18 protein-coding genes are annotated in these 21,932 nt (G+C 58.0%); 8 read left to right on the forward strand and 10 right to left on the reverse strand.

All coding sequences use genetic code 11. The features are described 5' to 3' along the window. Position 1 precedes the first annotated feature (1 nt). A complete protein-coding gene (locus tag AC07P6_RS21990; RefSeq protein ID WP_478314645.1) occupies positions 2-949 on the forward strand; it encodes a carbohydrate kinase family protein in 948 nt (315 codons plus the stop codon). Positions 950-986: 37 nt separating this feature from the next. Here the strand turns inward: AC07P6_RS21990 and AC07P6_RS21995 are convergent, their stop codons facing one another. From AC07P6_RS21995 to AC07P6_RS22005, 3 genes are read right to left on the reverse strand one after another with little or no spacing between them, the layout of a single operon-like run. Continuing rightward, positions 987-2,015, reverse strand: coding sequence for a 2-hydroxyacid dehydrogenase (locus tag AC07P6_RS21995; protein ID WP_478314647.1), 1,029 nt, complete (start codon positions 2,013-2,015; stop codon positions 987-989). Then, the gene (locus AC07P6_RS22000) at positions 2,012-3,508 is read right to left on the reverse strand and encodes an FGGY-family carbohydrate kinase (RefSeq protein ID WP_478314649.1); all 1,497 of its coding nucleotides are present in this window, start codon (positions 3,506-3,508) and stop codon (positions 2,012-2,014) included. Before AC07P6_RS22000 ends, AC07P6_RS21995 begins: the two co-directional genes overlap by 4 nt. Positions 3,509-3,533: 25 nt before the next feature. Continuing rightward, positions 3,534-4,145 carry a methylthioribulose 1-phosphate dehydratase gene (locus tag AC07P6_RS22005; RefSeq protein WP_139538632.1) on the reverse strand — a complete coding sequence of 204 codons (612 nt, stop codon included), beginning with the start codon at positions 4,143-4,145 and terminating at the stop codon, positions 3,534-3,536. Positions 4,146-4,660: 515 nt separating this feature from the next. Between AC07P6_RS22005 and codB the strand changes: the two genes are divergently transcribed. The 3 genes from codB to codA are packed head-to-tail and all read left to right on the forward strand — an operon-like array spanning position 4,661 to position 8,396. Further along, positions 4,661-5,923, forward strand: coding sequence for a cytosine permease (codB, locus tag AC07P6_RS22010; protein WP_182236978.1), 1,263 nt, complete (start codon positions 4,661-4,663; stop codon positions 5,921-5,923). 2 nt (positions 5,924-5,925) lie between these two features. After that, positions 5,926-7,161, forward strand: coding sequence for a PucR family transcriptional regulator (locus tag AC07P6_RS22015; protein ID WP_478314651.1), 1,236 nt, complete (start codon positions 5,926-5,928; stop codon positions 7,159-7,161). Beyond that, the gene (gene codA, locus AC07P6_RS22020; protein ID WP_478314653.1) at positions 7,158-8,396 is read left to right on the forward strand and encodes a cytosine deaminase; all 1,239 of its coding nucleotides are present in this window, start codon (positions 7,158-7,160) and stop codon (positions 8,394-8,396) included. The genes AC07P6_RS22015 and codA overlap by 4 nt, the downstream gene beginning before the upstream one ends. 33 nt (positions 8,397-8,429) lie before the next feature. On the opposite strand, the gene AC07P6_RS22025 is transcribed toward codA, so the two are convergent. Genes AC07P6_RS22025 through AC07P6_RS22050 form a run of 6 tightly spaced genes read right to left on the reverse strand, consistent with a single transcriptional unit; the run spans position 8,430 to position 15,678 of the window. Continuing rightward, positions 8,430-9,884 (reverse strand): sulfatase family protein, encoded by a 1,455-nt coding sequence (locus tag AC07P6_RS22025; protein WP_478314654.1) that lies wholly within the window; start codon positions 9,882-9,884, stop codon positions 8,430-8,432. 54 nt (positions 9,885-9,938) lie between these two features. After that, positions 9,939-11,474: a sulfatase gene (locus AC07P6_RS22030; protein ID WP_478314656.1), complete on the reverse strand. Its 1,536-nt coding sequence runs from the start codon at positions 11,472-11,474 to the stop codon at positions 9,939-9,941. Beyond that, entirely contained in the window at positions 11,474-12,553 is a 1,080-nt protein-coding gene (locus AC07P6_RS22035) for an ABC transporter ATP-binding protein (RefSeq protein WP_478314658.1), read from the reverse strand. Before AC07P6_RS22035 ends, AC07P6_RS22030 begins: the two co-directional genes overlap by 1 nt. 19 nt (positions 12,554-12,572) lie before the next feature. Further along, on the reverse strand, positions 12,573-13,421 hold the full coding sequence (locus AC07P6_RS22040) for a carbohydrate ABC transporter permease (RefSeq protein WP_110273298.1): 849 nt from the start codon (positions 13,419-13,421) through the stop codon (positions 12,573-12,575). Then, a complete protein-coding gene (locus AC07P6_RS22045) occupies positions 13,421-14,338 on the reverse strand; it encodes a carbohydrate ABC transporter permease (protein ID WP_182236984.1) in 918 nt (305 codons plus the stop codon). The genes AC07P6_RS22040 and AC07P6_RS22045 overlap by 1 nt, the downstream gene beginning before the upstream one ends. A 5-nt stretch (positions 14,339-14,343) precedes the next feature. Next, positions 14,344-15,678, reverse strand: a complete 1,335-nt coding sequence (locus AC07P6_RS22050; protein WP_478314661.1) for an extracellular solute-binding protein — start codon at positions 15,676-15,678, stop codon at positions 14,344-14,346. A gap of 378 nt (positions 15,679-16,056) precedes the next feature. On the opposite strand from AC07P6_RS22050, the gene AC07P6_RS22055 reads away from it, so the two are divergent. From AC07P6_RS22055 to AC07P6_RS22070, 4 genes are all read left to right on the forward strand, one after another. After that, positions 16,057-17,046, forward strand: a complete 990-nt coding sequence (locus AC07P6_RS22055; RefSeq protein WP_478314663.1) for a LacI family DNA-binding transcriptional regulator — start codon at positions 16,057-16,059, stop codon at positions 17,044-17,046. Positions 17,047-17,168: 122 nt separating this feature from the next. Beyond that, positions 17,169-17,978, forward strand: coding sequence for an inositol monophosphatase family protein (locus tag AC07P6_RS22060; protein WP_478314665.1), 810 nt, complete (start codon positions 17,169-17,171; stop codon positions 17,976-17,978). A gap of 109 nt (positions 17,979-18,087) precedes the next feature. Further along, a complete protein-coding gene (locus AC07P6_RS22065; protein ID WP_478314667.1) occupies positions 18,088-19,446 on the forward strand; it encodes an MFS transporter in 1,359 nt (452 codons plus the stop codon). A gap of 25 nt (positions 19,447-19,471) precedes the next feature. Continuing rightward, positions 19,472-20,740 (forward strand): histidine-type phosphatase, encoded by a 1,269-nt coding sequence (locus AC07P6_RS22070; protein ID WP_478314669.1) that lies wholly within the window; start codon positions 19,472-19,474, stop codon positions 20,738-20,740. A gap of 151 nt (positions 20,741-20,891) precedes the next feature. Here AC07P6_RS22070 and mtnA read toward each other — a convergent pair whose 3' ends face one another. Continuing rightward, the gene (gene mtnA / locus AC07P6_RS22075; protein WP_478314671.1) at positions 20,892-21,920 is read right to left on the reverse strand and encodes an S-methyl-5-thioribose-1-phosphate isomerase; all 1,029 of its coding nucleotides are present in this window, start codon (positions 21,918-21,920) and stop codon (positions 20,892-20,894) included. Positions 21,921-21,932 lie beyond the last annotated feature (12 nt).

The following is a 21,932-nucleotide window of genomic DNA, read 5'->3' on the forward strand; positions in this document are numbered from 1 at the left end:
CATGGCAACCTTTGACGCCGCCTTTGTCGGCCTGACTATTCTTGATATCGCCGGTCGCCCGGTTATCGACATCCCGCCGCGCGGCGGGGTGGCCTTTATTGAACAGATTCGCCTTAATCCCGCAGGAACCGCCGCCGGGGCCAACATTAACGCAGCCAAGCTGGGGATTCGTACCGCAGCGGTGGCCTGTCTGGGCGAAGATGAAAAAGCTGATTTTATCCTCGCCAGCTATGCGCGGCTGGGCATCGACTGCTCGCAGGTCCAGCGCACGGCTCAGAAGGAAACGTCAGCGACCATCCTGCCGATTCGTCCTAACGGCGAGCGCCCGGCGCTGCACTGCCGGGGAGCTTCCGATGAGCTTTTCATCAGTGAAGAACAGTTCGCCGCGATTCTTGACTGCCGCTTCCTGCACCACGGCGGCACCGGCCTGCTGGCGGAGATGGACCAGGGGCAAAGCGCCCTTTTGCTGCAAGCGGCAAAGGCTCGCGGCGTCACCACCAGCTTTGATTTAATCGCGCCCAATGAGCACACCCTCGATCTGCTGCGCCCGCTGCTGCCGTCGGTGGACTACTTTATGCCTTCTCTTGAGGAGGCCGCGTATCTCTCTGGACAGGCGCGGCCGGAAGCGATCGCCCGCTTCTTCTTCGAACTTGGCGTCGGGACCTGCATTCTGAAAGAGGGTGAAAACGGCTCCTGGCTGCTGACCCGCGACGGCGCAGTCGAGCATATCGCGCCGTACCGGGTCGATGCTGTCGACACCACCGGCTGCGGCGACAGCTACTGCGGCGGCTTTATTGCCGCGCTGGCCCGTGGGTTAAGCGTCAAAGAGGCATGTGAGGTGGCTTCCGCCGTCGCCGCGCTGGTGGCGACCGGGATGGGCTCAGATGCAGGTGTGGTCGACTGGCAGCATACTCAGGCATTTATGGCGGCTAACCGCGCCGAGTGGTAAGCACTTCGCCGCCGCATTTCGCGGCGGCTAAAAAGGCTTAACGCCACTGATAGAGCAGCGGCTCCCCGGCAACATAGCGCTGGAGGTCGGCAGCAATCATCGCCGTATGTTTAGCGATGCTTTCTCTCGTCGCCCCGGCGATATGCGGGGTGATAATCACGTTACCAAACTCGGTGACAAACGGATGGTCGCGCCACAGCGGCTCGCGATGATAAACATCCAACGCCGCGCCGCCCAGCGGGCCGTGGCGCAGCGCGTTAATTAACGCTTCTTCATCCACCACCGCGGCGCGAGAGGTGTTAATCAGCAGCGCCCCCGGCTTCATGCTATTCAACAACTGCGCGTTCACCAGGCCATCGCTGTGCGGGCCGCTGCTCAGATGCAGGCTGACAATATCCGCCTCACGGAACAGACCCTCAAGCGTCGTTTTCTGTAGCCCCGGCTCGTTGATATCCTCGGCGGCGACAAACGGGTCCACCACCAGCACCGCCATGCCAAAGGCGCGGGCGATACGCGCCACGCGGCGGCCAATATTGCCATAGCCGATCAGCCCCAGGGTTTTATTGCGCAGCTCGCTGCCTTTAAACACTTCATAAGGACTTTCCGGGCTGACGTCCCACACCACATCGCGGCGCAGCCCGCTCTGGGTGGTCTGGGCGGCGTTCTCGGCGTTGGTGAATTCACCGCGTTTCAGCGCCGCGTGCGATTGCGGAATATGTCGCGCCAGGCTCAGCATCAGCCCCAGCGTCAGCTCGGCGGCGGCGTCCGCGTTGCGGCCCGGCGTATAGAGTACGCGGATATCGCGTGCCTGCGCGGCTTTGGTATCAATATTCACCGGGTTGGCGCGGGTGCAGGCGATAACCTGCAGACGCGGGCAGGCGGCAATCACCTCTTCCGTCACATCATCGTAGCTGGTCACCAGTACATCTGCGTCGTGAGCCAGCTCAATCAGTTGGCCAGCGCTCAGCTTCGGTTTACCCAGCGCCCAACCTTCCACCTGCAGTTCACCCAGTTGCTGAAATGCACTGAGGTCGCCGGCGTGTTCGGCGGTAAAAACAATTTTCATATGCGTTGTTCCTGAGAAATACGTTGAAGCGCCTCGTGGCGGGCCTGCCAGACCGGGAGCATCTGCTCGCGCAGCAGGCGATAAACCGGATACAGAGCGGCATAACGGCTATGCGCTTGCGGATTAGGTTGATAACGAGTCTGCTCAAGCGCGGGGTAGCGGGTCAGCGCATCGACGCTGCGCACCGCCAGAATCGCCGCTCCGCGCGCGCTAAGCTCGTTAAAAGTACTGGAAACCACCGTTCTGCCGGTGCAGTCGGCAATAATTTGCAGCCAGGTCGCTGACGCCGCCCCGCCGCCGGTCAGGTACAGCTCACCGCCCTGCGGATAACCCTTAAGCGAGTCGACGATGGCGTAAGCCAGCCCTTCAAACACCGCCCGCTGTAGCTGCGCGCGAGTGGTGTGTTGGCTAATGCCAAAATACCCGGCCCGCGCTTCGGGACTAAAGAACGGCGCGCGTTCGCCGTTGAGATAGGGCTGCCAGAAGACGCCGCCGCTGCCCGGCTCAACGCTGGCGATGCTCTGTTCCAGCTGCTGTAAATCGGGATTCAGCGAAATCTGCTGCTGGAGCCAGTCGATATTTGGCGTTCCGGCCTGCATCGGAAAAAGGTTAATAAAGCTGCCTGCCTCGGTGTGGGTGACATAGCGCGTCCCCTCGTTGACCGTTTGACGACCATGGCAGACGATGCCGGTGCAGCAGGTGGTGCCGAGAATGGTATAGATGTCGCCGTCGTTCACCGCGCCGCAGCCCAGCGCCGCGCTGCACACATCGAGCGCGCCAGCCGCCACCGGAGTCGCAACGGGAAGCCCGGTCAGCGCCGCGACCTCTTCGCGCAGCGTACCTGCCTGCGCATCCGATGCCAGCAGCGGCGGGAACAGATGGGCTAAATCCGCCAGCCCCATCTCATTGAGCACGACCCCGGATAATGTTCCGCTCTGCTGGTTAAGCAAAGAGGTACTGGCATCGGTGAGATCCAGCGCCGCAACGCCGGTGAGGCGAAAGCGGATCCAGTCCTTAGCGAAAAATAGATAGCGGGCCGCCGCCAGCCGCTCGGGCTGATGATGTTTGAGCCAGCATAACTGCATGCTGGTGTTGCAGGGTTGCAGATGGGTGCCGGTATCGTCAAAGAAACGGCGGTCAAAACCGGGGCGGTTGAGCAGTTCGCTCATCAGCTCGCGGCTGCGGGTATCGCTCCACAGGATACCCGGCCCAACCGGTTCGCCCTCGGCGTCGCTAAGCCAAACGCCTTCGCCCTGTCCGGCAAGGCCTATTGCGCGTAAACGCCCTTTTTGCAGCGCCGGATGATGAGCAATCTCGCGCAGAATCACCACCACCGACTGCCACAGCTGGGCCATATCCTGTTCGGCATAACCGTTAGCCGACAGGCGCGGGCCGGTATTCTGCGCCGCGCTGGCGCATGCCTGAAAATGTTCATCAAACAGCACCGCTTTGACCCGCGAGGTGCCGATATCGATTCCTAGATAAAAATCCATGCCTGACCCGTTAGTGGAGAGAAATTTAGTCGCGCTCGTAGCGGCGACGCATCAGCTCGCACTCGAACAGAAACTCCAGTCCTTCCAGCTGACGACGGGCCTCGTTAATGTCTTTGCCCCAGCAGGTCAGGCCGTGGCCGCGCAGCAGGAAGCCATAGCGCAGCGGGTTGGTCTGCGCATAGTCTTCAATGCGCGCCGCCAGGGCGTCGATATCCTGGTCGTTATCGAAAATCGCCACCGGCACGGTATCAAGGTGGCTATGCTGACCGGTCAGGGTTTTCTGCATCTCATAACCCTGCAGCGCCAGGGTGTCGCTTTTTTCAATGCGCGACAGCACGGTGGCGTTGACGGTATGCACGTGCAGCACAAAGTTGGCCTCCGGGAACAGGCGATACACCAGGGTATGCAGGCCGGTTTCGGCGGAAGGTTTACGCCCGGAAGGCGCTTTATTGCTGGCGATCTCAACCTGGAGAAAATCTTCCGTCGTCAGGCTGCCTTTATCGCGTCCCGACTCGCTGAGCCAGCACCAGGTCTCGTCCTGACGCACCGACATATTGCCGCCGGTGGCCGGAGCCCAGCCTTTCGCGCCGATCCAATGACAGGTGGTGACCAGTTGCGCGAGTCTTTCTTGCCACATAGCAGTTCCTTAGTTTAGCGATGTTATATTTAGCCGTCTAAATGGCTATTCACCCGATACTAACACCGCCCGCTCAAGTGAACAATATTTCAGAAAAGACTTACATTAATAATGGTTATAATGGAATTGCATATGAAATTACTTTTTTAACAATAAAGAAATTGAATGTATTCATGATGCCAACATTACCAACTGCACGCTCCCCAAAAAATAGGCGATCGTTCCGCCAGGAAACGACGCAAAATTGGCATCATTTGTCGATTCAGCCCTCCCTGTAGGTCGGGTAAGGCGCCAGCCGCCACCCGACAGGAATGCGCGCAATAGCTCAACCCCACTGCTCCACGGCGGTGCAAAACATGTCACAGTGCACACATTTATGGCAAACATCGGCTAAATAACGCCATTTTATGTGCATAGTGCCCATATATCAGTGTTATCCCTGCCCCGATTTTGTTGGCATATCTCTTGCTACCCCTCTGGCATCGCCATTCGGATAGCCACTTAGAGGTTCCACAATGTCAAACAGCAATGATTTTCCGCTCGTCGAAGCGCCTGCCTCAGGGCGCAAAGGCGTATTTTCGATCTCCATGGTCCTGTTCAGTTTTACCTTTTTTACCGGCACGATGTTCGCGGGCGGCAAGCTTGGCGTCTCTTTTTCTATTGTGAACCTGCTATGGATTGCGGTTATCGGTAACTTTCTGCTGGCGCTATACGCCGCGTCGCTCGGTTGGATTGCTGCGCGCAGCGGGCTGAATACCGTGCTGATGGGGCGCTTTTGCTTCGGGGAAATCGGCAGCAAGCTCGCCGATTTTATTCTCGGTTTCGCCGAGCTGGGCTGGTACGCCTGGGGTACCGCGACGGTCGCCATCTCGCTGGTCAAAATCCTCGCCCTGCCCGAGGCGATGACCATTCCGCTGATGATCCTGTTTGGGATCCTGTTCTGCGTGACCGCGCTGGTGGGCTATAAGGGGCTGGATGCGCTATCGCGCGTGTCGGTGCCGCTGATGTTTATTCTGCTGGTCGTTTCTATGTATCTAGCCGCCCATCACGCCGGCGGCTGGCAGGCGATGACCAAAATCGAACCGGGCGAAACCATGACCTGGTCGGCGGCGATCACCATGGTGTTCGGCACCTTCGCCAGCGGCGCAACCCAGGCGACGAACTGGACTAGACTGGCCAACTCCAGCCGCACCGCTATCGTCGCCAGTATGAGTAGCTTCCTCGTCGGCAACGGGTTGATGATTGTTGCCGGGGCGTGGTGCGCTATCGTCTACCAGCAGGCCGACATTGTAGAAGTGCTGATTTTGCAGGGGCTGTCCGTCGCCGCGGTGGTGATGCTGTGCCTCAACCTGCTGACGATTCAGGGGCCGACTATCTATAACGTCTCGGCTGCCGCCTGCCATCTGCTGCGCAGCGAACGCCGCCGTACCCTGACCGTGGTCGCCGCTGGCGTCGGCATTCTGCTGGCCATTGGCGGGATGTACGAAATGCTGATCCCGTTCCTGGTGCTGCTCGGTAGTATCATCCCGCCCATCGGCGGCGTTATCCTCGCCGACTATTGGTTCTATCGCGGCGGGCGCTATCCGCTGCTGCAAACCGCCCGTTTACCGCGCTTTAACTGGTTGGGGCTCAGTGCCTACGCCGTCGGCGCGGTGGTGGCTTACCTGTCGCCGTGGATCGCGCCGCTGGTGGGGATTTCCGTCTCCGCGCTGGTCTACATCGCTCTGACCCGCCTGAGCAAACGCCAGCCCGCCGCTGACTCAGTTGCGGAACAGTAACCATGAGTCTGACGGTCAATGAAATCCTCGCGCTGGACGGGCTCTCCGCCATGCGCCTGCGCGCGGGTAAACAGGGCCTCCAGCTGGCGGTTCGCTGGTACTACGTGGCGGAAAATGAAAATATCGCCGAGTGGATCATGGGCGGGGAACTGGTGTTTATCACCGGGATCAACCATCCCCGCGATGAAAACAACCTGATTCATTTGCTGATGGAGGGCAAGCAGCGCGGGATCGCCGGAATGGTGATCCTGACCGGCGACGCTTATATCCACACGATCCCGCCGCGACTGATCGCGCTGGCCGACGAGCTGGGCATTCCGCTGATTGAGCAGCCCTATCTGCTGAAGATGGTGATTGTGACCGAGCGCATCGGCACCGCGCTGGTACGCAGCGAGAATGCCCTGCAATCACAGCGCGACATTCTACTGCAGCTGCTAACCGGCGATTATCCCGACCTGCAAATCCTGCACCAGCGCGCGCTCCACCAGCAGCTGGATTTTACCCGCCCGCTGCGGGTAGCGGCGCTGCGCCTTGAGGGGATAGCGCGCCTGTTTCGCCAGTTTCCGCCCGAGCAAGCCGAAGCCTGGCTCCAGCAGGCCCGCCGCACCGTGCGCCAGCGCTTGCAGCAGCAGCTCAATCAGCAGGGCAACCCTTTTCCGCTGGTCGAGCGCAGCAATATGTTTCTCTTTCTGATCCCGGACGAGGAAGGCGAGTTTTATCAACAGAAAAAGTGGTTGGAGCAGTGGTTGCTGGCGCTGGCGGAAAGCGATGATAAGTTATCGCTGCTGTGTGGCCTTTCCGCACCGGTGCAGCAGCTGCAGGGCTATCCACGCGCGCTGTCGCAGGCGCGTCAGGCGCTGGATCTTAGCGATACTTTGCGCCCGGCCCAACGCATCAGCGACTACCAGCAACTGGGCTTTATCAAACTGCTTTCCGCCGTCGGCGACCCCACCCTGCTAACCGACTTTATGCATGACATCCTCGGCTGCCTGATCGAACCCGATCGCAAAAGCCCGTGGCTGTTAATGGAGACGCTGGAAACGCTGCTCCAGGAGAGCGGCAACGTGGTCAGGGCCGCCGAGCGGTTGGGGATTCACCGCAACACGCTGCATCAGCGCATCCAACGAATCGAAAAGCTGACTGGCTATCCGGTCAGCCATCCGCAGTTTCATCTCAACGCCTCGGTCGCCCTGGCTATCTGGCGTATGTCGCAAAACCATTTACGGGAACAACCATGAAAATTATCAACGCGCGCCTGCGCCATAAAGAAGCGCTCTATACCCTCGATCTCCAGGACGGTTTGATTAAAAGCATCACCGCGCAGGCCGCAGCGCAGGCGGTTGACGCCAACGATATCGACGCGCAGCAAAAGCTGGTGATCCCGCCGTTCGTCGAACCGCATATCCACCTCGACGCCACCCTGACGGCGGGCGAACCGGAGTGGAATATGAGCGGCACGCTGTTTGAGGGCATCGCCCGCTGGAGCCAGCGTAAAGAGAGCGTCACGGTTGAAGATACGCGCCAACGCGCGCTGAAAACGATCGGTATGCTGCGCGATAACGGCGTACAGCACGTACGTACTCATATTGATGTCACCGACCCCTCCCTGACCGCGCTGGAAGCCATGCTGAGGGTGAAAAAAGAGGCGGCCCATCTTATCGACCTGCAAATCGTCGCCTTCCCGCAGGAGGGCATCGAATCCTTCCCCGGCGGGCGCGAGCTGATGACCCGCGCTATCGAGATGGGAGCTGACGTGGTAGGCGGCATTCCGCACTACGAAAATACCCGCGACAAGGGCGTTAGCTCAGTGATGTTTTTGATGGATCTGGCCCAGCGCCACGGCTGCCTGGTGGACGTGCACTGCGATGAAATCGATGACCCGCAGTCGCGCTTCCTGGAAGTGCTGGCGGAAGAAGCCCGGGTTCGCGGCATGGGCGCGCAGGTGACAGCTAGTCATACCTGCGCGATGGGCTCTTACGATAACGCCTACTGTTCGAAGCTGTTCCGCCTGCTAAAAGCCTCGGGGATCAGCTTTATCTCCTGCCCGACCGAAAGCATTCACCTGCAGGGGCGCTTCGACACCTGGCCGAAACGGCGTGGCGTGACGCGGGTGGCGGAGCTGGACCGCGCCGGGATCAACGTCTGCTTTGCTCAGGACTCCATTCAGGATCCGTGGTATCCGCTGGGCAACGGCAATATCATGCGCATCCTCGACGCCGGGCTGCACATCTGCCATATGCTGGGGTATGAAGATTTGCAGCGCTGCCTCGATCTCATTACCGATAACAGCGCCCGGGCGCTGTGCCTGGGCGATAACTACGGTATTGTCGAAGGACGTCCGGCGAACCTGCTGATCCTTGATGCAGAAAACGACTATGAAGCCGTGCGCCGCCAGGCCAAAGTGCTGACCTCCATTCGCCATGGCAACATCATTTTGCAGCGCCAGCCGGAACAGATTTGCTATCCAAACTGATGTGTTAAACACCCGGCGGGTTAATCTGCCGGGCTAAAAATCACTGATGCGCTCCGGCCCTGCGCCGCTCACCTTCATGATGGCGGAAAAATGCTGCTGGATAAGCTGCGCCTTGAGCGGCTTAAACTGCGGGTCGTGCCAGTGGTCATGAAATTCATGCGGGTCGTTATCTAAATCAAACAGCTCCCCCTCTTCAGCATCGTGATAAACAATCAGTTTATAGCGGCCATCAAAATACATACTGCCGCGCGAACCGATGCTGCCGGGAAAGCCAAGCGCGTCAAAATATTCGCTCAGCACATAGGGCTTATGCTGATGCAGCGCGCTGTCGCCGTTGAGCAAAGCGTACAGTGACAGTCCCTGGTTCTGCGCGGGCACCGGTAGCCCCGCGCTCTCCAGCAGCGTCGCTGGAATGTCTACCAGTTCGACTAAGGCATCCGAGCGCCTCTGCGGCGCGAAACGCTGCGGCCACGAAACGATCAGTGGCACGTGCACCAGCCCTTCATAAAAGCGGCAGCCTTTGTAGAGTAGGCCGTGATCGCCCAGCATCTCTCCGTGATCGCTCATAAAGATAACCAGCGTATTCTGCCGCTGCCCGCTCTCATCAAGCAGCGAGGTCAGGCTGCCGACCAAATCGTCTATCTGAGCTATCATGGCGAAATAGGCCGCGCGAATGGCCTTCGCATCCCAGGATTCCGGCGGCGTGTCATGGCTGCCTTGCAGGCTTTCACCCTCTACCGCCACATTCGGATTGACAGCCTTTTTGGTCTGCTGGTCGACCCGCGTAAAGCGCGCCTGATGGGCCAGATCGCTTTCGGCAAACAGCGGTGGGCGAATGGCATCCGCATCAATACGCTGCAAATACGCCTGCGATGGGTCAAACGGCGGATGCGGATCGTAGAGGTTAATGCTGAGGAACCACGGCGACTGCCGATGGCGGGAGATAAATTCTCGCGCCCGCTCTGTCGCCCAGGTGGTCTGGTGAAATTCCGCCTCAACTCCCGGATAAATCGCGCCCTGCGCGTGGGCGTATAGCGCCTGCGGGTCGACGCCTTTCTCTTCCAACCACGTCTGATAATCGTGGCCCTCCGGCCAGTCCGGGTGCGGATGCTGACTCCAGTAAAACTCATCGTAACCATCGTCGGGGCGCTGCTCTACGCCGTGCTGGCTGGCGGAAAGATGCAACTTACCAATCAGCCCGGTGCGATATCCCGCCTGCTGAAATGAACGAGGCAACAGATGCAGGTGCTCGGGAAAGCGGCGGTTGCCGTTGCGCTGTATTTGATGCGCAATCGGATACATTCCGGTCAGAAAAGATGCCCGGCTGGGGGTACAGATTGGACTTTGCACATAGGCGCGTTCAAACAGCACTCCGGCAGCGGCAAGGTTATCAATGTGCGGCGTCTGTGCGCCGGGCGTCCCGAGGCAGGAAAGCGTATCCCAACGCTGCTGGTCGGTACATATCCATAAAATATTCGGCTGATTCATGGGTTATCGCTTACTGTTTATGGCCCGCATGTCTGCGGGCTGTCGCTCCGTGGGTTAAACCTCGGAAGAAACATCCTGGGGCGCTAACCCCAGCCGCTCAAAGGCTTCCGGCGGCGCATCATTTTTCGCCATCAGATCACCCATTAACTCGCTAAGCTGCTGCTCAACCACCGGGTCGTACAGCGGGGCGAGCTGCCCCGGGTCCTCAGCCAGGTCGTACAGGCGGGTCTCTTTTTCCAGGAGCGACCCCGGGCCGTAGTTGTTATACATCGGCGAGGTATCGATAACCGGCACTTTCAGCAGTGGAACGCCTTTGGTGAAGGGGAAAGGTGCAGCCAGCGTGGTATCCGCCAGCTCTTCGGTGCTAAAACGCGAGGTGATATGCGTTGGCATCAACGTGTACTGGTAAATCTCCTGCTCGCTGAGGTTTTCCGGGTAGCGGTGGTAGGTATAGCGGCCATCGGTCACGTTGACCGCACCGCCGAAGTAGCCAAAGAGAATGCCCTCCCGCAGCGCCCGATCTTGCGCCACGACCGGCAGCAGCGAGTGTCCTTGCATCTCCGCCGGCCTTTTCGCGCCGTGAATATCAAGGAAGGTGGCGGCAAGGTCCGGCGTCTGGGTCAGAGCCTGCCTGCGCTGCCCGGCAAAGTGCGCGTACTCAGGATGGTGAATAAACAGCGGAATATGCGCCACCTCCTCGTACATATTCATGCGGTTTTTCGCCCAAAAGTCATGCTCGCCCAGCAGGAAACCGTGGTCGGTGGAGAGCACCAGTGCGGTATCTTTCCACAGGTCGTGTTGATCAAAATAATCCAGCACATCGCCAAGCAGCGAATCGCACAGCGCAATTAGCCGATAGTAATTGGCGCGAAGTTCCTCGCCCTCTTCCGGTAATTCATCGACGCGACCATAGCGCGGCCAGTCAAGAACCGGCCCGGTCCAGTCGGTGTTAATCACATTATAAAAACGCTCCGGGGCGGTAAATGGCTCATGCGGATCGAAGGTTTCAATTTGTAGGAACCAGTTGTCGGCATGGCGGTTGGTATCCAGAAACTCCAGGCCACGGGCAAAGCATTGCACCGAGGGGAAGTTTTTCTCTTCGCGGATATACTCCCGGTTGATGATATTGCGCGCTTTTAAATCCCGCCGTCCGTTTGAAAACTGCGAGGGATGGTATTTTTCCCGCAGGCGCTCCCAGTGCGGCTGCACCATCGCCTTCCACGGGTCGCCCTCCTGGCCGCGAATAAACTCAAACGAGTCATAACGGTTATGATAGGTCGCCCCGCCATCTTCGAAATAGTGGTTATGATCGGTGATCAGATGGCTGTAGACCCCCTGCTGATACAACAGCTCAGGGAAAGAGTTATCAAAGGGCTCTAGCGGCCCCCAACTACGGTGCAAAAAACTCAGGCGACCGGTCTGCATATCGCGTCTGGCGGGCATACAAGGCATGCTGCCGACATAGTGGCGATCGAACGCCACTGAGTGCCTCGCCAGACGATCAAAGTTCGGTGTTGGCACATGCTGGCCGCCGTAAGGCGACAGAGCCAGACGGTTTAGTGAATCAAACAGCAGGAAGACGGTACGCATTATTGCTCCTTAGTCAGGGGAATTCTTTCGCCGCTTTCGGCATCAAACAGGTGAATGTGGCGAACATCCGGCAGCAGACGGATGCTATCGCCCGGCTGGAGTTCAAGCCGCTGGCGGAAGGTACAAGTCAGGGTTTCGCCGCCCAGACGGGCGTTGATCAGGGTTTCCACACCGGTGGGCTCGGTAACGTCAACCTCAGCGGGCAGACCATCAGCAGAATTGAGGACAAAGTGCTCCGGTCGGATGGCGTAAATCAGCGCCCTTCCGGCAAGATGCGCCAAGTTATCCGCCAGCGGCAGAAGCAGACCGGAATCGCTGACAAAACCTTCGCCATCGTCAGAAATGCGACCGGCTACGCGGTTGATCTCCGGCGAACCAATAAATGAGGCGACAAACAGGTTACGCGGCTGGTCGTACAGCTCCAACGGGGTCGCCACTTGTTCAATACGCCCCTGATTCATAATGGCGATCCGATCGGCGAGGGTCATCGCTTCTATCTGATCGTGGGTCACGTAGATCATCGTGGCGTCCAGCTGTTGGTGGAGTTTTTTGATCTCAAGGCGCATATCCACCCGCAGCTTGGCATCGAGGTTCGACAGCGGCTCATCGAACAAAAAGACCTCGGGGTTGCGCACCATCGCCCGACCAATCGCCACCCGCTGGCGCTGACCGCCGGAGAGCTCGCGCGGGTGACGCGCCAGCAGCGGCGTAAGCTGTAGCGCTTCGGCAGTAGCGTTGACCCGCCCGGTAATTTCCTGTTTTTTCACCCCTTTGATCTTCAGCGAAAAGCCCATGTTCTCCGCCACGCTCATATGCGGATAAAGCGCATAGCTCTGGAAAACCATGGCAATATCGCGCTCGCTGGCAGGTATCTCATTGATATCGCTCCCCTGGAGCAAAATTCGCCCATTCTCAACTTCCTCCAGCCCGGCGATCATCCGTAATAGTGTGGATTTTCCGCAGCCGGAGGGCCCGACGAGGACAATAAACTCCCGCTTTTCAATATGCAGATCGATATTCTGCAAGACCGTGACGTTGCCGTATTTCTTATTGACGCTCTCGATTGCAACCGCGCTCATTGGATTTTCCTTTTTAATGTCATGCCTTCACCGCGCCGGACAGTAATCCTTTGACGATAAAGCGCTGGCCCACCACGAGCAGCAGCAGTACCGGAATCGAAACCAGCAGGGATGAAGAGGCCATTTCCGCATAGCGAATCTGTTCATTTTGCGAAAAAGCAGTGATGTATACGGGCAGAGTTCGCGCCTGCTCCGAACTGAGAATTAACGCTATCGGAAAGTCATTCCACACAAACAGCAGCACCAGAATCGTCGTTGCGGTCATACCGGATCTAATCAGCGGTACGAAAACGTAGCGAAAGCGTTGCCAATGGCTACAGCCGTCAACGCTGGCGGCATCCAGCAGCTCTTTGGGGATCTCGCGGGCAAACGTCACGCCCAGCCAGAGCGCCATGGGTAGCCAGGCGGCCACGCTGGCGATAATGATGGCAATCCGCGTGTCGTAGAGGCCCAACTGGCGAAAAAGATTGAACCAGGAACCCACAAAGGTCACCACCGGCAACAGGTTGAACAGCAGGCACCAGCCAAGCAGAACCGCCCCTAACGCGGGAGGCAGCTTACGTACGGTGGTCAGCGCGTAGGCGGAAAACAGCGTCACGGCGACGATAATCGCGGTCGTGGTCAGCGTAATCACCACGCTGTTGACGAAATAAGCGCTAAACATCGAGCCGGGGTCGAATAACAGCTCACGCAAAGTATTCAGCGTCGGCGTAAACACAAAACGGGCGAGCAGAATATCGATTTGCTTTTTAAATGCGGTGCTCAATAACCAGATAAAAGGAAACAGCACCAGCACGGCGTACAACGTGATTGCGGCGCCACGACCAGCCGTAAACAGCCGGGCGCGCCCGCGTAGCGATAGCAGCATCAGCTTATCCTCCGCTTACGTAGGCTCATCAATACCACCAGCAGCAGAGCAATAATGAAGAAGGTAAACAGGGACATCACTGCCCCCAGCCCCTCACGGTCCTCAATAAAAAAGGCGCGATAAATGGAGTAGCTGACCATCTCGGTGGCAGTACCTGGCCCCCCTTTGGTGAGCAGATAGATTTCATCAAAGACCTTGAACGAGAAGATGATGCGCAGCATCAGGGTTATCAATAACGCTGGCCACATCATGGGTAAAATGACGAAACGTAGGCGCTGCCAGCGGCTGCAACCATCCAGTTGGGCAGCCTCCAGCACCTCGCGAGGCAGCGCCTTCAGGCCCGCAAGCAGCAGCAGGAAGGAAAACGGCGTCCAGTGCCAGACATCAACCACAATCACCGATAGAAACGCCAGCGATGGTGTTCCCAACCAGTCAGGCGGTACGATATCCAGTTGACTCAGCACCACGTTAAGCACCCCAGAGTCGTTGTTGAGGATCAGCCGCCACATCGCACCGATTACGATGGGAGAAATCACAATCGGCAGCAGCAGGATGGTAGTCAGTAAACGCGGCTCTTTCTTCATATCGTTAACCGCCAGCGCCAGCGCAAAACCGATAACAACTTGCAGCGTCACGGCAATAACGGAAAACGCCAGCGTATTGACCAGCCCCGGCCAGTAGTAGGGATTGGCGAGAAAAGCGCGAATATTATCCAGTCCGACAAACCGGGTGACGGCGCGTCCATCCTGCCAGCTCACCTCCTGGGTGATCAGGCTGAAAAGATGGATCACTGGGGTAACCATCAACGCGGCAATAATGACAATCAGCGGCGTCAATGCTAGCCACGGCCACCAGTCACGACGTTGATACCGCGAAGGGGCTATGGACCGGGGCACGGAGAGCGGTTGTCCAGACATGGCGATTATCCTTTGCTCGCGGCATCATCAGGCAGATCCGGCGGAAGCTGCGTTTGATAACCCGCCGCCGACAGCAGTTGATACACCTGATGTGCGGCGGTATTCAGCGCCTTCTCCGCCGACTGTTCACCACTTAGCGCTTTGTAAAGCTGGAGCCCCAGCAGCGCGTTGATCTGGGCGGACTCCTTAACCGGGCTAATAATCTGCGCCTCGGCGGTCGCTTCCGTCAGCGCAGGTAAGAAGTTGAGCGGGTCTTTTGCAACGCCCACCAGGTCAGAACGTACCGGCACACCGCCAGATTCATACAGATAAACCTGACTGGACTGTTCTTCATACCATTTGAAGAAATCCAGCGCCGCCTGCTTGTTTGCCGCCGGAATATTCTGTGGGATACCGCCAACCCAGTGTCCTGCGGCATAAACACCCTTAGCTCCAGCGGGATGAGGAATAACCGTAACGCCATACTTGTCCGTAACGATGGAGCTATCCGGATTGCTCAGCGGGCCCCGGGCCGCCGCCACAATATTCGCCTGCGCGGCCTTCCCGGTGGCGAAAAGCTGAATTAACTCCCCCTGGGTTAATGCGCCAGGATTGCTGTAACCCGCTTTGGCAATGGCGATATAGTATTTAAGCCCACGCAACGTTTCCGGGCTATTGAGGATAATATTAAAATCACCTTCACGCGGATCCTTAAATATCCCACCACCGGCAGAGAGCAGAAAGGGTGAAATATCAAAAACGATATCCTGCGGACCACCACGAATCAAAAAACCATTCTGGCGCGGCGGCTGATGCAGTTTTTTGGTGTTTTCGGTTAATTCTCCCCACGTTTTCGGCGGGGTCAGCCCGGCCTTCTGGTAAATATCTTTGCGATAATAAAACAGCTGCGGATTCGCGGTAACCGGGAAGGTATAGAGATCGCCGGATTGTTTATTGAAAACCTTGCGCGCATTGTCCCAGTAAAGCGCATCGCCAAATGTCAGTACCTGCTCAGGCAGGCGATAATCGGCCTCAATGCTTTTAATCGGCGTAAGAAAACCGCCACCGTAGAACTCTCCTAACCAGTTGATATCTATCATAGTGATATCATAGACACCCTCCTTCGCCCGCACCGAACTGCGAATTTTATCGAGTAATCCGCCGTAGGGTACCGCATCAATGCTGACGTTATTTCCGGTGTCATGATTATATTTTTCGACTGTTTTTTTAAAGCCATCGAGCCATGGCGACTGGTTGATAACGATTTTAACATTGGCCGCATAGGCCGTAGATAAAGAAGGCAACGCCAGCATAGTTAATATCGCCGCGCCGGAAATATGCAAAAAATGGTTTCTTGCCACAGGTTTGACTCCGCAAGTTATAAATCGAACAATATTTATATTCAGCCCTGGTAATACAGATGAAATTAGCTTGCGGAAATAATTGCTGTCTATAACGCAGATAGCATAACTTATGCGTCACATGAATATGCTATAAAAAGAGAGTTTAGTTTTTGTTTTATAAAGAATTTTTATTTTAGCCACACATATATCTATATTATTACAATGCTTAGTGAAATAAATGATTAGGAATAATATATATCAAAAGCTGACAGGGAAAGAGCGCCAACCCTCTGCTCGCCCGGGGATTTATGTGGTACCTTCTTACTACTTTTCTATGCCGACGATGGGCTCCAGAGTCGGCATTGGCTCCCTGAGAACAACCCGTATCCTGACACTATGAGCGAAAAAAAATGGATTAAGGCTGAGGACGTTGCCCGACTCGCAGGCGTCTCTCGTTCGGCGGTTTCCCGCACCTTTACGCCCGGCGCGTCGGTGGCGGATAAAACCCGGCAGAAAGTTCTCGCCGCTGCGGAAACGCTCGGCTATCAGGTCAATATCATCGCCCGCACGATGATTACCGGCAGCAGCAATTTTATCGGCATCGTCACCGCCGGATTTGATAATCCGTTTCGCAGCAAGCTATTGTCGCCGCTGGTTCACCAGCTGGCGCTCAACGGCTTTATGCCGCTGCTGATGAACGCCGACGATCCGCAGCAGCTTGCTCCGTCGCTTAAACAGCTGCTGAGCTACCACGTCGCAGGGGTCATTATCACCTCCGGGGCACCGCCGCTGTCGCTGGCGGAAGAGTATCTGGAGCGAAAAATCCCGGTGACGCTTATCAACCGTCACGCCGACTTAACCGGCTGCGACCGCGTTTGCAGCGATAACGCCCAGGGAGCGAAACTGGTCGCCGATTTATTTACCCAGCGTCAGTGGCAACAGGCCGGTTTTATTGGCGAAAGTCTGGATAACTTCAGCACCCGGCAGCGCTACGAAGCGTTTGACGCCCATACTCAAGGTATGGACGTTGCCGCGCATTTCTGCGAAAGCGGCGGTTATCAGGCAGGCTTTGCCGCCGCCAGGCAGCTGCTCACCGAACATCCCCAGCTCCAGGCACTATTTTGCGCCACTGACATGCTGGCGCTCGGCGCGCTGGATGGCCTGCGGGCAGAGAACTCTTCCGCTCCCCTACCAGCAATTGTTGGCTTCGATGATATCCCCCAGGCCGACTGGCAACCCTACCAGCTCACCACCGTGCAGCAGAATACCGCCCTGCTCGCCCATCACGCGGTGGATCTACTGGTCACGAGGATCGCCAAGTTCAGCCTGCCCTCGCGACACCGCGAAGTACCGGTGAAATTAATCATTCGTCAAAGCGCAAAATGAAAATTTCATTTTATGCAGACGCGATCACAGAATAATCTTTAAGATCCCTCCACACTCATTTCGCCCTTCGGGGCTATTTTTTACACGCAAAATGCACACGTGTGCAAAAATGGAGAATAAGCATGAAACCCCTGGAATCAGATGCTCTGCAAGCCCGCTATCACCTGGCCTGCGAGCTGGCTAAGGCCGGTGCGGAATTAGCTTTCGAATACTATCAACAGCGTGACCGGCTGGCGGTGGATCACAAAGGCGATGACCTACAGGATGTGGTCAGCATCGCCGATAAGCGGGTCGAAGAGTTTGTTAAGCAACGCATTATCGGCGCGTTCCCACAGGATGGTTTTCTTGGCGAGGAGAGCGGAACGCAGATGCCCGACGCCCGCGTGCTGTGGGTGGTCGATCCTATCGACGGCACCAGCTGCTTTCTTAACGGCCTGCATACCTGGTGTCTTTCGCTGGCTATTGTCGCCGACGGCGAACCGGTTATCGGCGTGGTGTATGACCCCAACCATCGCGAGCTGTTCCACGCTCTGAAAGGCCAGGGCGCGTGGCTCAATGACGCGCCTATCACGCCGCATCCGGCAACCACGGTCAAAGAGGGAGTCATGGGCGTCGGCACCTCACACCGCGTGACGCCTGCTCTCTTCCTGCCTTTCCTCGATGCACTGCTCAGCGACGGCGGCATGTTTATCCGCAACGGATCCGGGGCATTAATGAGCGCGTGGGCGGCGGCGGGACGCTTAATCGGCTACTACGAACCGCATATGAATCCGTGGGATGGCCTGCCGGGGCTGGTGCTGATGCGCGAAGCAGGCGGCCTCACCAACGACTACCTGGCAGCGGATGGCATTCGCAATGGCAACCCGCTGCTGCTGGCCAGTAAAACGCTCTACCCACAATTAAAAAACATGCTTTGCCACCCATTACCTTAACCCGTATGGGGTCAGGCTTTATCTGATTATGTACTCTACACAACGAAAATGAACCCTCAAGGATGAACCACACTAATCAGTCAGGCCTCCGACCTTCGGAGATAACACAATGTCTGGAATTATCGCATTTTTTCGCGCTTCGCCGCCCAAAACGGGCGGAGAGTTCAACGAGCAGCGCTTTCGCAGCGTGCGCTGGCAAACCTTTATTGCCATGACCCTGGCGTACGTCACGTTCTATGTTTGCCGACTGTCGTTTACCGTCGCCAAGAGCGCGCTGGTTGAGCTTGGCATAACTCCGACCGAGCTTGGCATGATCGGCTCAACGCTGTTTTTTAGCTACGCCATCGGCAAATTGGTGAACGGTTTTATCGCCGATCATGCCAACGTGGTGCGCTATATGAGCCTCGGGCTGCTGCTGAGCGCCGGGATGAACCTGATGATGGGAATGACCACCAATGCCATGCTGCTGGCCATCTTCTGGGGGATCAACGGCTGGGCGCAGTCGATGGGTGTCGGCCCGTGCGCGGTGTCGCTGGCGCGCTGGTACGGCTGTAAAGAGAGGGGCACCTTTTACGCCATCTGGTCAACGGCGCATAACATCGGCGAAGCGATGACCTATATGGTGATCGCGGCGGTGATTGCCGGGTTTGGCTGGCAGATGGGCTATCTCTCAACCGCCGCGCTCGGCGCTGCCGGGGTGGTGCTGCTCCTGCTGTTTATGCGCGACTCCCCGCAAAGCAGCGGCTTTCCGTCAATCAACGTGATTCGCGATGAACCGCTGGAGGAGACCGAAGCGCGCGGCTCGGTGTTTAAAAACCAGCTGCTGGCGCTGCGCAATCCGGCCTTGTGGACGCTGGCGCTGGCCTCGGCGTTTATGTATATCGACCGCTATGCGGTGAACTCGTGGGGGATCTTCTTCCTTGAGCAGGATAAAGGCTATTCCACCCTGGAGGCGTCAGGCATTGTCGGGGTCAACGCCATTGCCGGGATTGCCGGAACCATTATCGCCGGGATGCTCTCCGATCGCTTCTTCCCGCGTAACCGCAGCGTGATGGCCGGGTTTATCAGCCTGCTCAACACCGCAGGCTTCGCGCTAATGCTCTGGTCGCCGCACGGCTACTACAGCGATATTCTGGCGATGATTATTTTCGGCGCGACCATCGGCGCATTGACCTGCTTCCTCGGCGGATTAATTGCCGTCGATATCTCATCGCGCAAAGCCGCAGGCGCAGCGCTCGGCACCATCGGCATCGCCAGCTACGCGGGGGCCGGCCTCGGCGAGTTTCTGACCGGGATAATCATCGACAAAACGGCAATTATCGAAAACGGTAAAACGCTGTACGACTTCAGTACGCTGTCGCTGTTTTGGGTGGGCACCGGCCTGATGTCCGCGCTATTCTGTTTTACCACCGCCGCGATTGTCGCCAGGCGACACGCGATAGAACGTCAGACTTCATTCTCTTCATAACCCTTTAACCCATAAGGAAGATCTTATGATGCCTGTACGACATCAGGTTTTGCTACGCCTGCTGCTTGCCTGCGCCCTGCCGCTGCTGGCGGCCCCGGGCCACGCTGCTGCGCAATATCAACTGGAAAAAGTGGTTGAACTCAGCCGCCATGGTATTCGCCCGCCAACCCCAGGCAACCGGGAGGCCATCGAGGCGGCAACCCAGCGCCCGTGGACTCAGTGGACCACTCACGACGGCGAATTGACCGGCCATGGCTATGCCGCGGTGGTGAATAAAGGGCGCGAAGAAGGCGCACACTATCGCCAGCTCGGCCTGCTGACGGCGGGCTGCCCGGCGAGCGGAGAGATTTACGTTCGCGCCAGCCCCTTGCAGCGCACGCGAGCCACCGCACAAGCGCTGGTTGATGGCGCATTTCCCGGCTGCGGCGTAGAGATTCATCACGTCAGCACCGACGCCGACCCGCTGTTTCAGACCGATAAGTTTGCCGCCACGCAAACCGACCCCGCTCGCCAGCTGGCGGAGGTGAAAGCGAAAGCCGGAGATCTGGCAAAACGTCGGCAGGCGCTGGCTCCGGCGATTCAGCTACTGAAAAACGCGGTCTGCGTTCCCGATAAGCCCTGCCCGGTGTTCGAGCTGCCGTGGCAAATTGAGCAGAGTAAAAGCGGTAAAACGTCGATTAGCGGGCTGAGCGTGATGGCTAATATGGTCGAGACGCTGCGCCTGGGCTGGAGCGAAAACCTACCGCTCAGCCAGTTGGCGTGGGGCAACATCACCCGTGCCAGCCAGATAACCGCCCTGCTGCCGCTGCTCACGGAAAACTACGACCTGAGCAACGACGTTTTTTATACCGCGCAAAAACGCGGGTCGATTCTGCTCAACGCCATGCTTGAAGGGGTAAAAGAAGACGCAACACCGAACGTGCGCTGGCTGCTGCTGCTGGCCCACGACACCAATATCGCCATGGTGCGCACGCTGATGGATTTTAGCTGGCAGCTACCGGGATACAGCCGCGGCAATATCCCGCCGGGCAGCAGCCTGGTGCTGGAACGCTGGCGCGATACCCACAGCGGTCAACGCTACCTGCGCGTCTACTTCCAGGCGCAAAGTCTGGACGATTTACGCCGTCTGCAAACGCCGGATAGCCAGCACCCGATGCTGCGCCAGGAGTGGCGTCAGGCGGGTTGCCAGACGACTGATGTCGGGACGCTGTGCCCTTACCAGGCGGCGCTGACGGCGCTGGGCCAGCATATCGACCGGCAGTCCGCTCCGCCGATAGAGATGGTGCTGCCATGATTTAATTATCGTGCCCGCACGCTTGTCAGTTGGCGGCTGGCACGCGATTCATATATCAAACCGGGCATCACTCCCGCAGGCCCGGTAAGGCGCCAGCCGCCACCGGGCAATATTGATATGCGAAGCCGCGAAGGCCGCTTCGCGTTTTGATTCAGGCCTTTTCTGGCTTGAACGCCCCGGCTGCAACCCGCGCCGGGGTCACCACGCCAGTATCCAGCACCCAGCCGCTAATCAGCGCGGCGGGCGTCACGTCAAACGCTGGGTTGTAGACTGCCGCGTCTTTCGGCGCCCACTGCACCGCGCCAAAACTTCCAGCGACGCCGGTCACTTCCGCCGCCGCCCGCTGCTCAATCGGGATCGCTGCGCCGTTCGGACAATGACGGTCAAGGGTGGTCTGCGGCGCAGCCACATAAAACGGGATCTGGTGATACTTCGCCAGCACCGCCAGCGAATAGGTGCCGATTTTATTCGCCACGTCGCCGTTAGCCGCAATACGGTCAGCGCCGACCCAAACCGCATCGACCTGCCCCTGCGCCATCAGGCTGGCGGCCATCGAATCGGTAATCAACCGATACGGCACGCCCAGCTCACCCAGCTCCCAGGCGGTGAGGCGTCCGCCCTGTAACAGAGGACGCGTTTCATCCACCCATACGTTCGCCACTTTCCCCTGCTCGTGCGCCAGCGCAATCACCCCCAGCGCGGTACCCACCCCTGCCGTCGCCAGACCGCCGGTATTGCAGTGGGTTAGCAGGCGGCTGCCCGGCGTGACCAGCGCGCTGCCCGCTTCGGCAATATGGGCGCAAAGCTGCTTATCTTCAGCGATCAGGCGCAGCGCTTCCGCTTCCAGCGCCTGGGGATAATTCTCTTCCGCCAGCGCCAGCTTCATGCGATCGAGATTGTTCATCAGGTTCACCGCCGTCGGACGCGCCGCGCGCAGCGTCTCCAGCGCCTGAGTCAGCTCATCACGGGTCAGACCGCGCTTCCCCAACAGCGCCAGCAGCAGGCTGGCGGAAAGGCCAATCAACGGCGCGCCGCGCACCCGTAGGGCGTGAATGTGGTCCACCAGCAGCGCCACGTTATCCGCCGCCAGCCAGCGTTTTTCCTGCGGTAGAGCCTGCTGGTCAAGAATAAAGAGCTGATTTTCGCTTACCCGCAGGCTGGTGGTCTGTAGTGTCTGCATTTAGTTAAATCC

The organism is Klebsiella sp. GFKo11, from assembly GCF_056490265.1.

What these genes read in the sequence shown, in the direction of transcription:
- AC07P6_RS21990 (WP_478314645.1), top strand. Translation starts at nt 2, where the DNA reads ATGGCAACCTTTGACGCCGCCTTTGTCGGCCTGACTATTCTTGATATC.
- AC07P6_RS21995 (WP_478314647.1), bottom strand. Translation starts at nt 2,015, where the DNA reads ATGAAAATTGTTTTTACCGCCGAACACGCCGGCGACCTCAGTGCATTT.
- AC07P6_RS22000 (WP_478314649.1), bottom strand. Translation starts at nt 3,508, where the DNA reads ATGGATTTTTATCTAGGAATCGATATCGGCACCTCGCGGGTCAAAGCG.
- AC07P6_RS22005 (WP_139538632.1), bottom strand. Translation starts at nt 4,145, where the DNA reads ATGTGGCAAGAAAGACTCGCGCAACTGGTCACCACCTGTCATTGGATC.
- codB (WP_182236978.1), top strand. Translation starts at nt 4,661, where the DNA reads ATGTCAAACAGCAATGATTTTCCGCTCGTCGAAGCGCCTGCCTCAGGG.
- AC07P6_RS22015 (WP_478314651.1), top strand. Translation starts at nt 5,926, where the DNA reads ATGAGTCTGACGGTCAATGAAATCCTCGCGCTGGACGGGCTCTCCGCC.
- codA (WP_478314653.1), top strand. Translation starts at nt 7,158, where the DNA reads ATGAAAATTATCAACGCGCGCCTGCGCCATAAAGAAGCGCTCTATACC.
- AC07P6_RS22025 (WP_478314654.1), bottom strand. Translation starts at nt 9,884, where the DNA reads ATGAATCAGCCGAATATTTTATGGATATGTACCGACCAGCAGCGTTGG.
- AC07P6_RS22030 (WP_478314656.1), bottom strand. Translation starts at nt 11,474, where the DNA reads ATGCGTACCGTCTTCCTGCTGTTTGATTCACTAAACCGTCTGGCTCTG.
- AC07P6_RS22035 (WP_478314658.1), bottom strand. Translation starts at nt 12,553, where the DNA reads ATGAGCGCGGTTGCAATCGAGAGCGTCAATAAGAAATACGGCAACGTC.
- AC07P6_RS22040 (WP_110273298.1), bottom strand. Translation starts at nt 13,421, where the DNA reads ATGCTGCTATCGCTACGCGGGCGCGCCCGGCTGTTTACGGCTGGTCGT.
- AC07P6_RS22045 (WP_182236984.1), bottom strand. Translation starts at nt 14,338, where the DNA reads ATGTCTGGACAACCGCTCTCCGTGCCCCGGTCCATAGCCCCTTCGCGG.
- AC07P6_RS22055 (WP_478314663.1), top strand. Translation starts at nt 16,057, where the DNA reads ATGAGCGAAAAAAAATGGATTAAGGCTGAGGACGTTGCCCGACTCGCA.
- AC07P6_RS22060 (WP_478314665.1), top strand. Translation starts at nt 17,169, where the DNA reads ATGAAACCCCTGGAATCAGATGCTCTGCAAGCCCGCTATCACCTGGCC.
- AC07P6_RS22065 (WP_478314667.1), top strand. Translation starts at nt 18,088, where the DNA reads ATGTCTGGAATTATCGCATTTTTTCGCGCTTCGCCGCCCAAAACGGGC.
- AC07P6_RS22070 (WP_478314669.1), top strand. Translation starts at nt 19,472, where the DNA reads ATGATGCCTGTACGACATCAGGTTTTGCTACGCCTGCTGCTTGCCTGC.
- mtnA (WP_478314671.1), bottom strand. Translation starts at nt 21,920, where the DNA reads ATGCAGACACTACAGACCACCAGCCTGCGGGTAAGCGAAAATCAGCTC.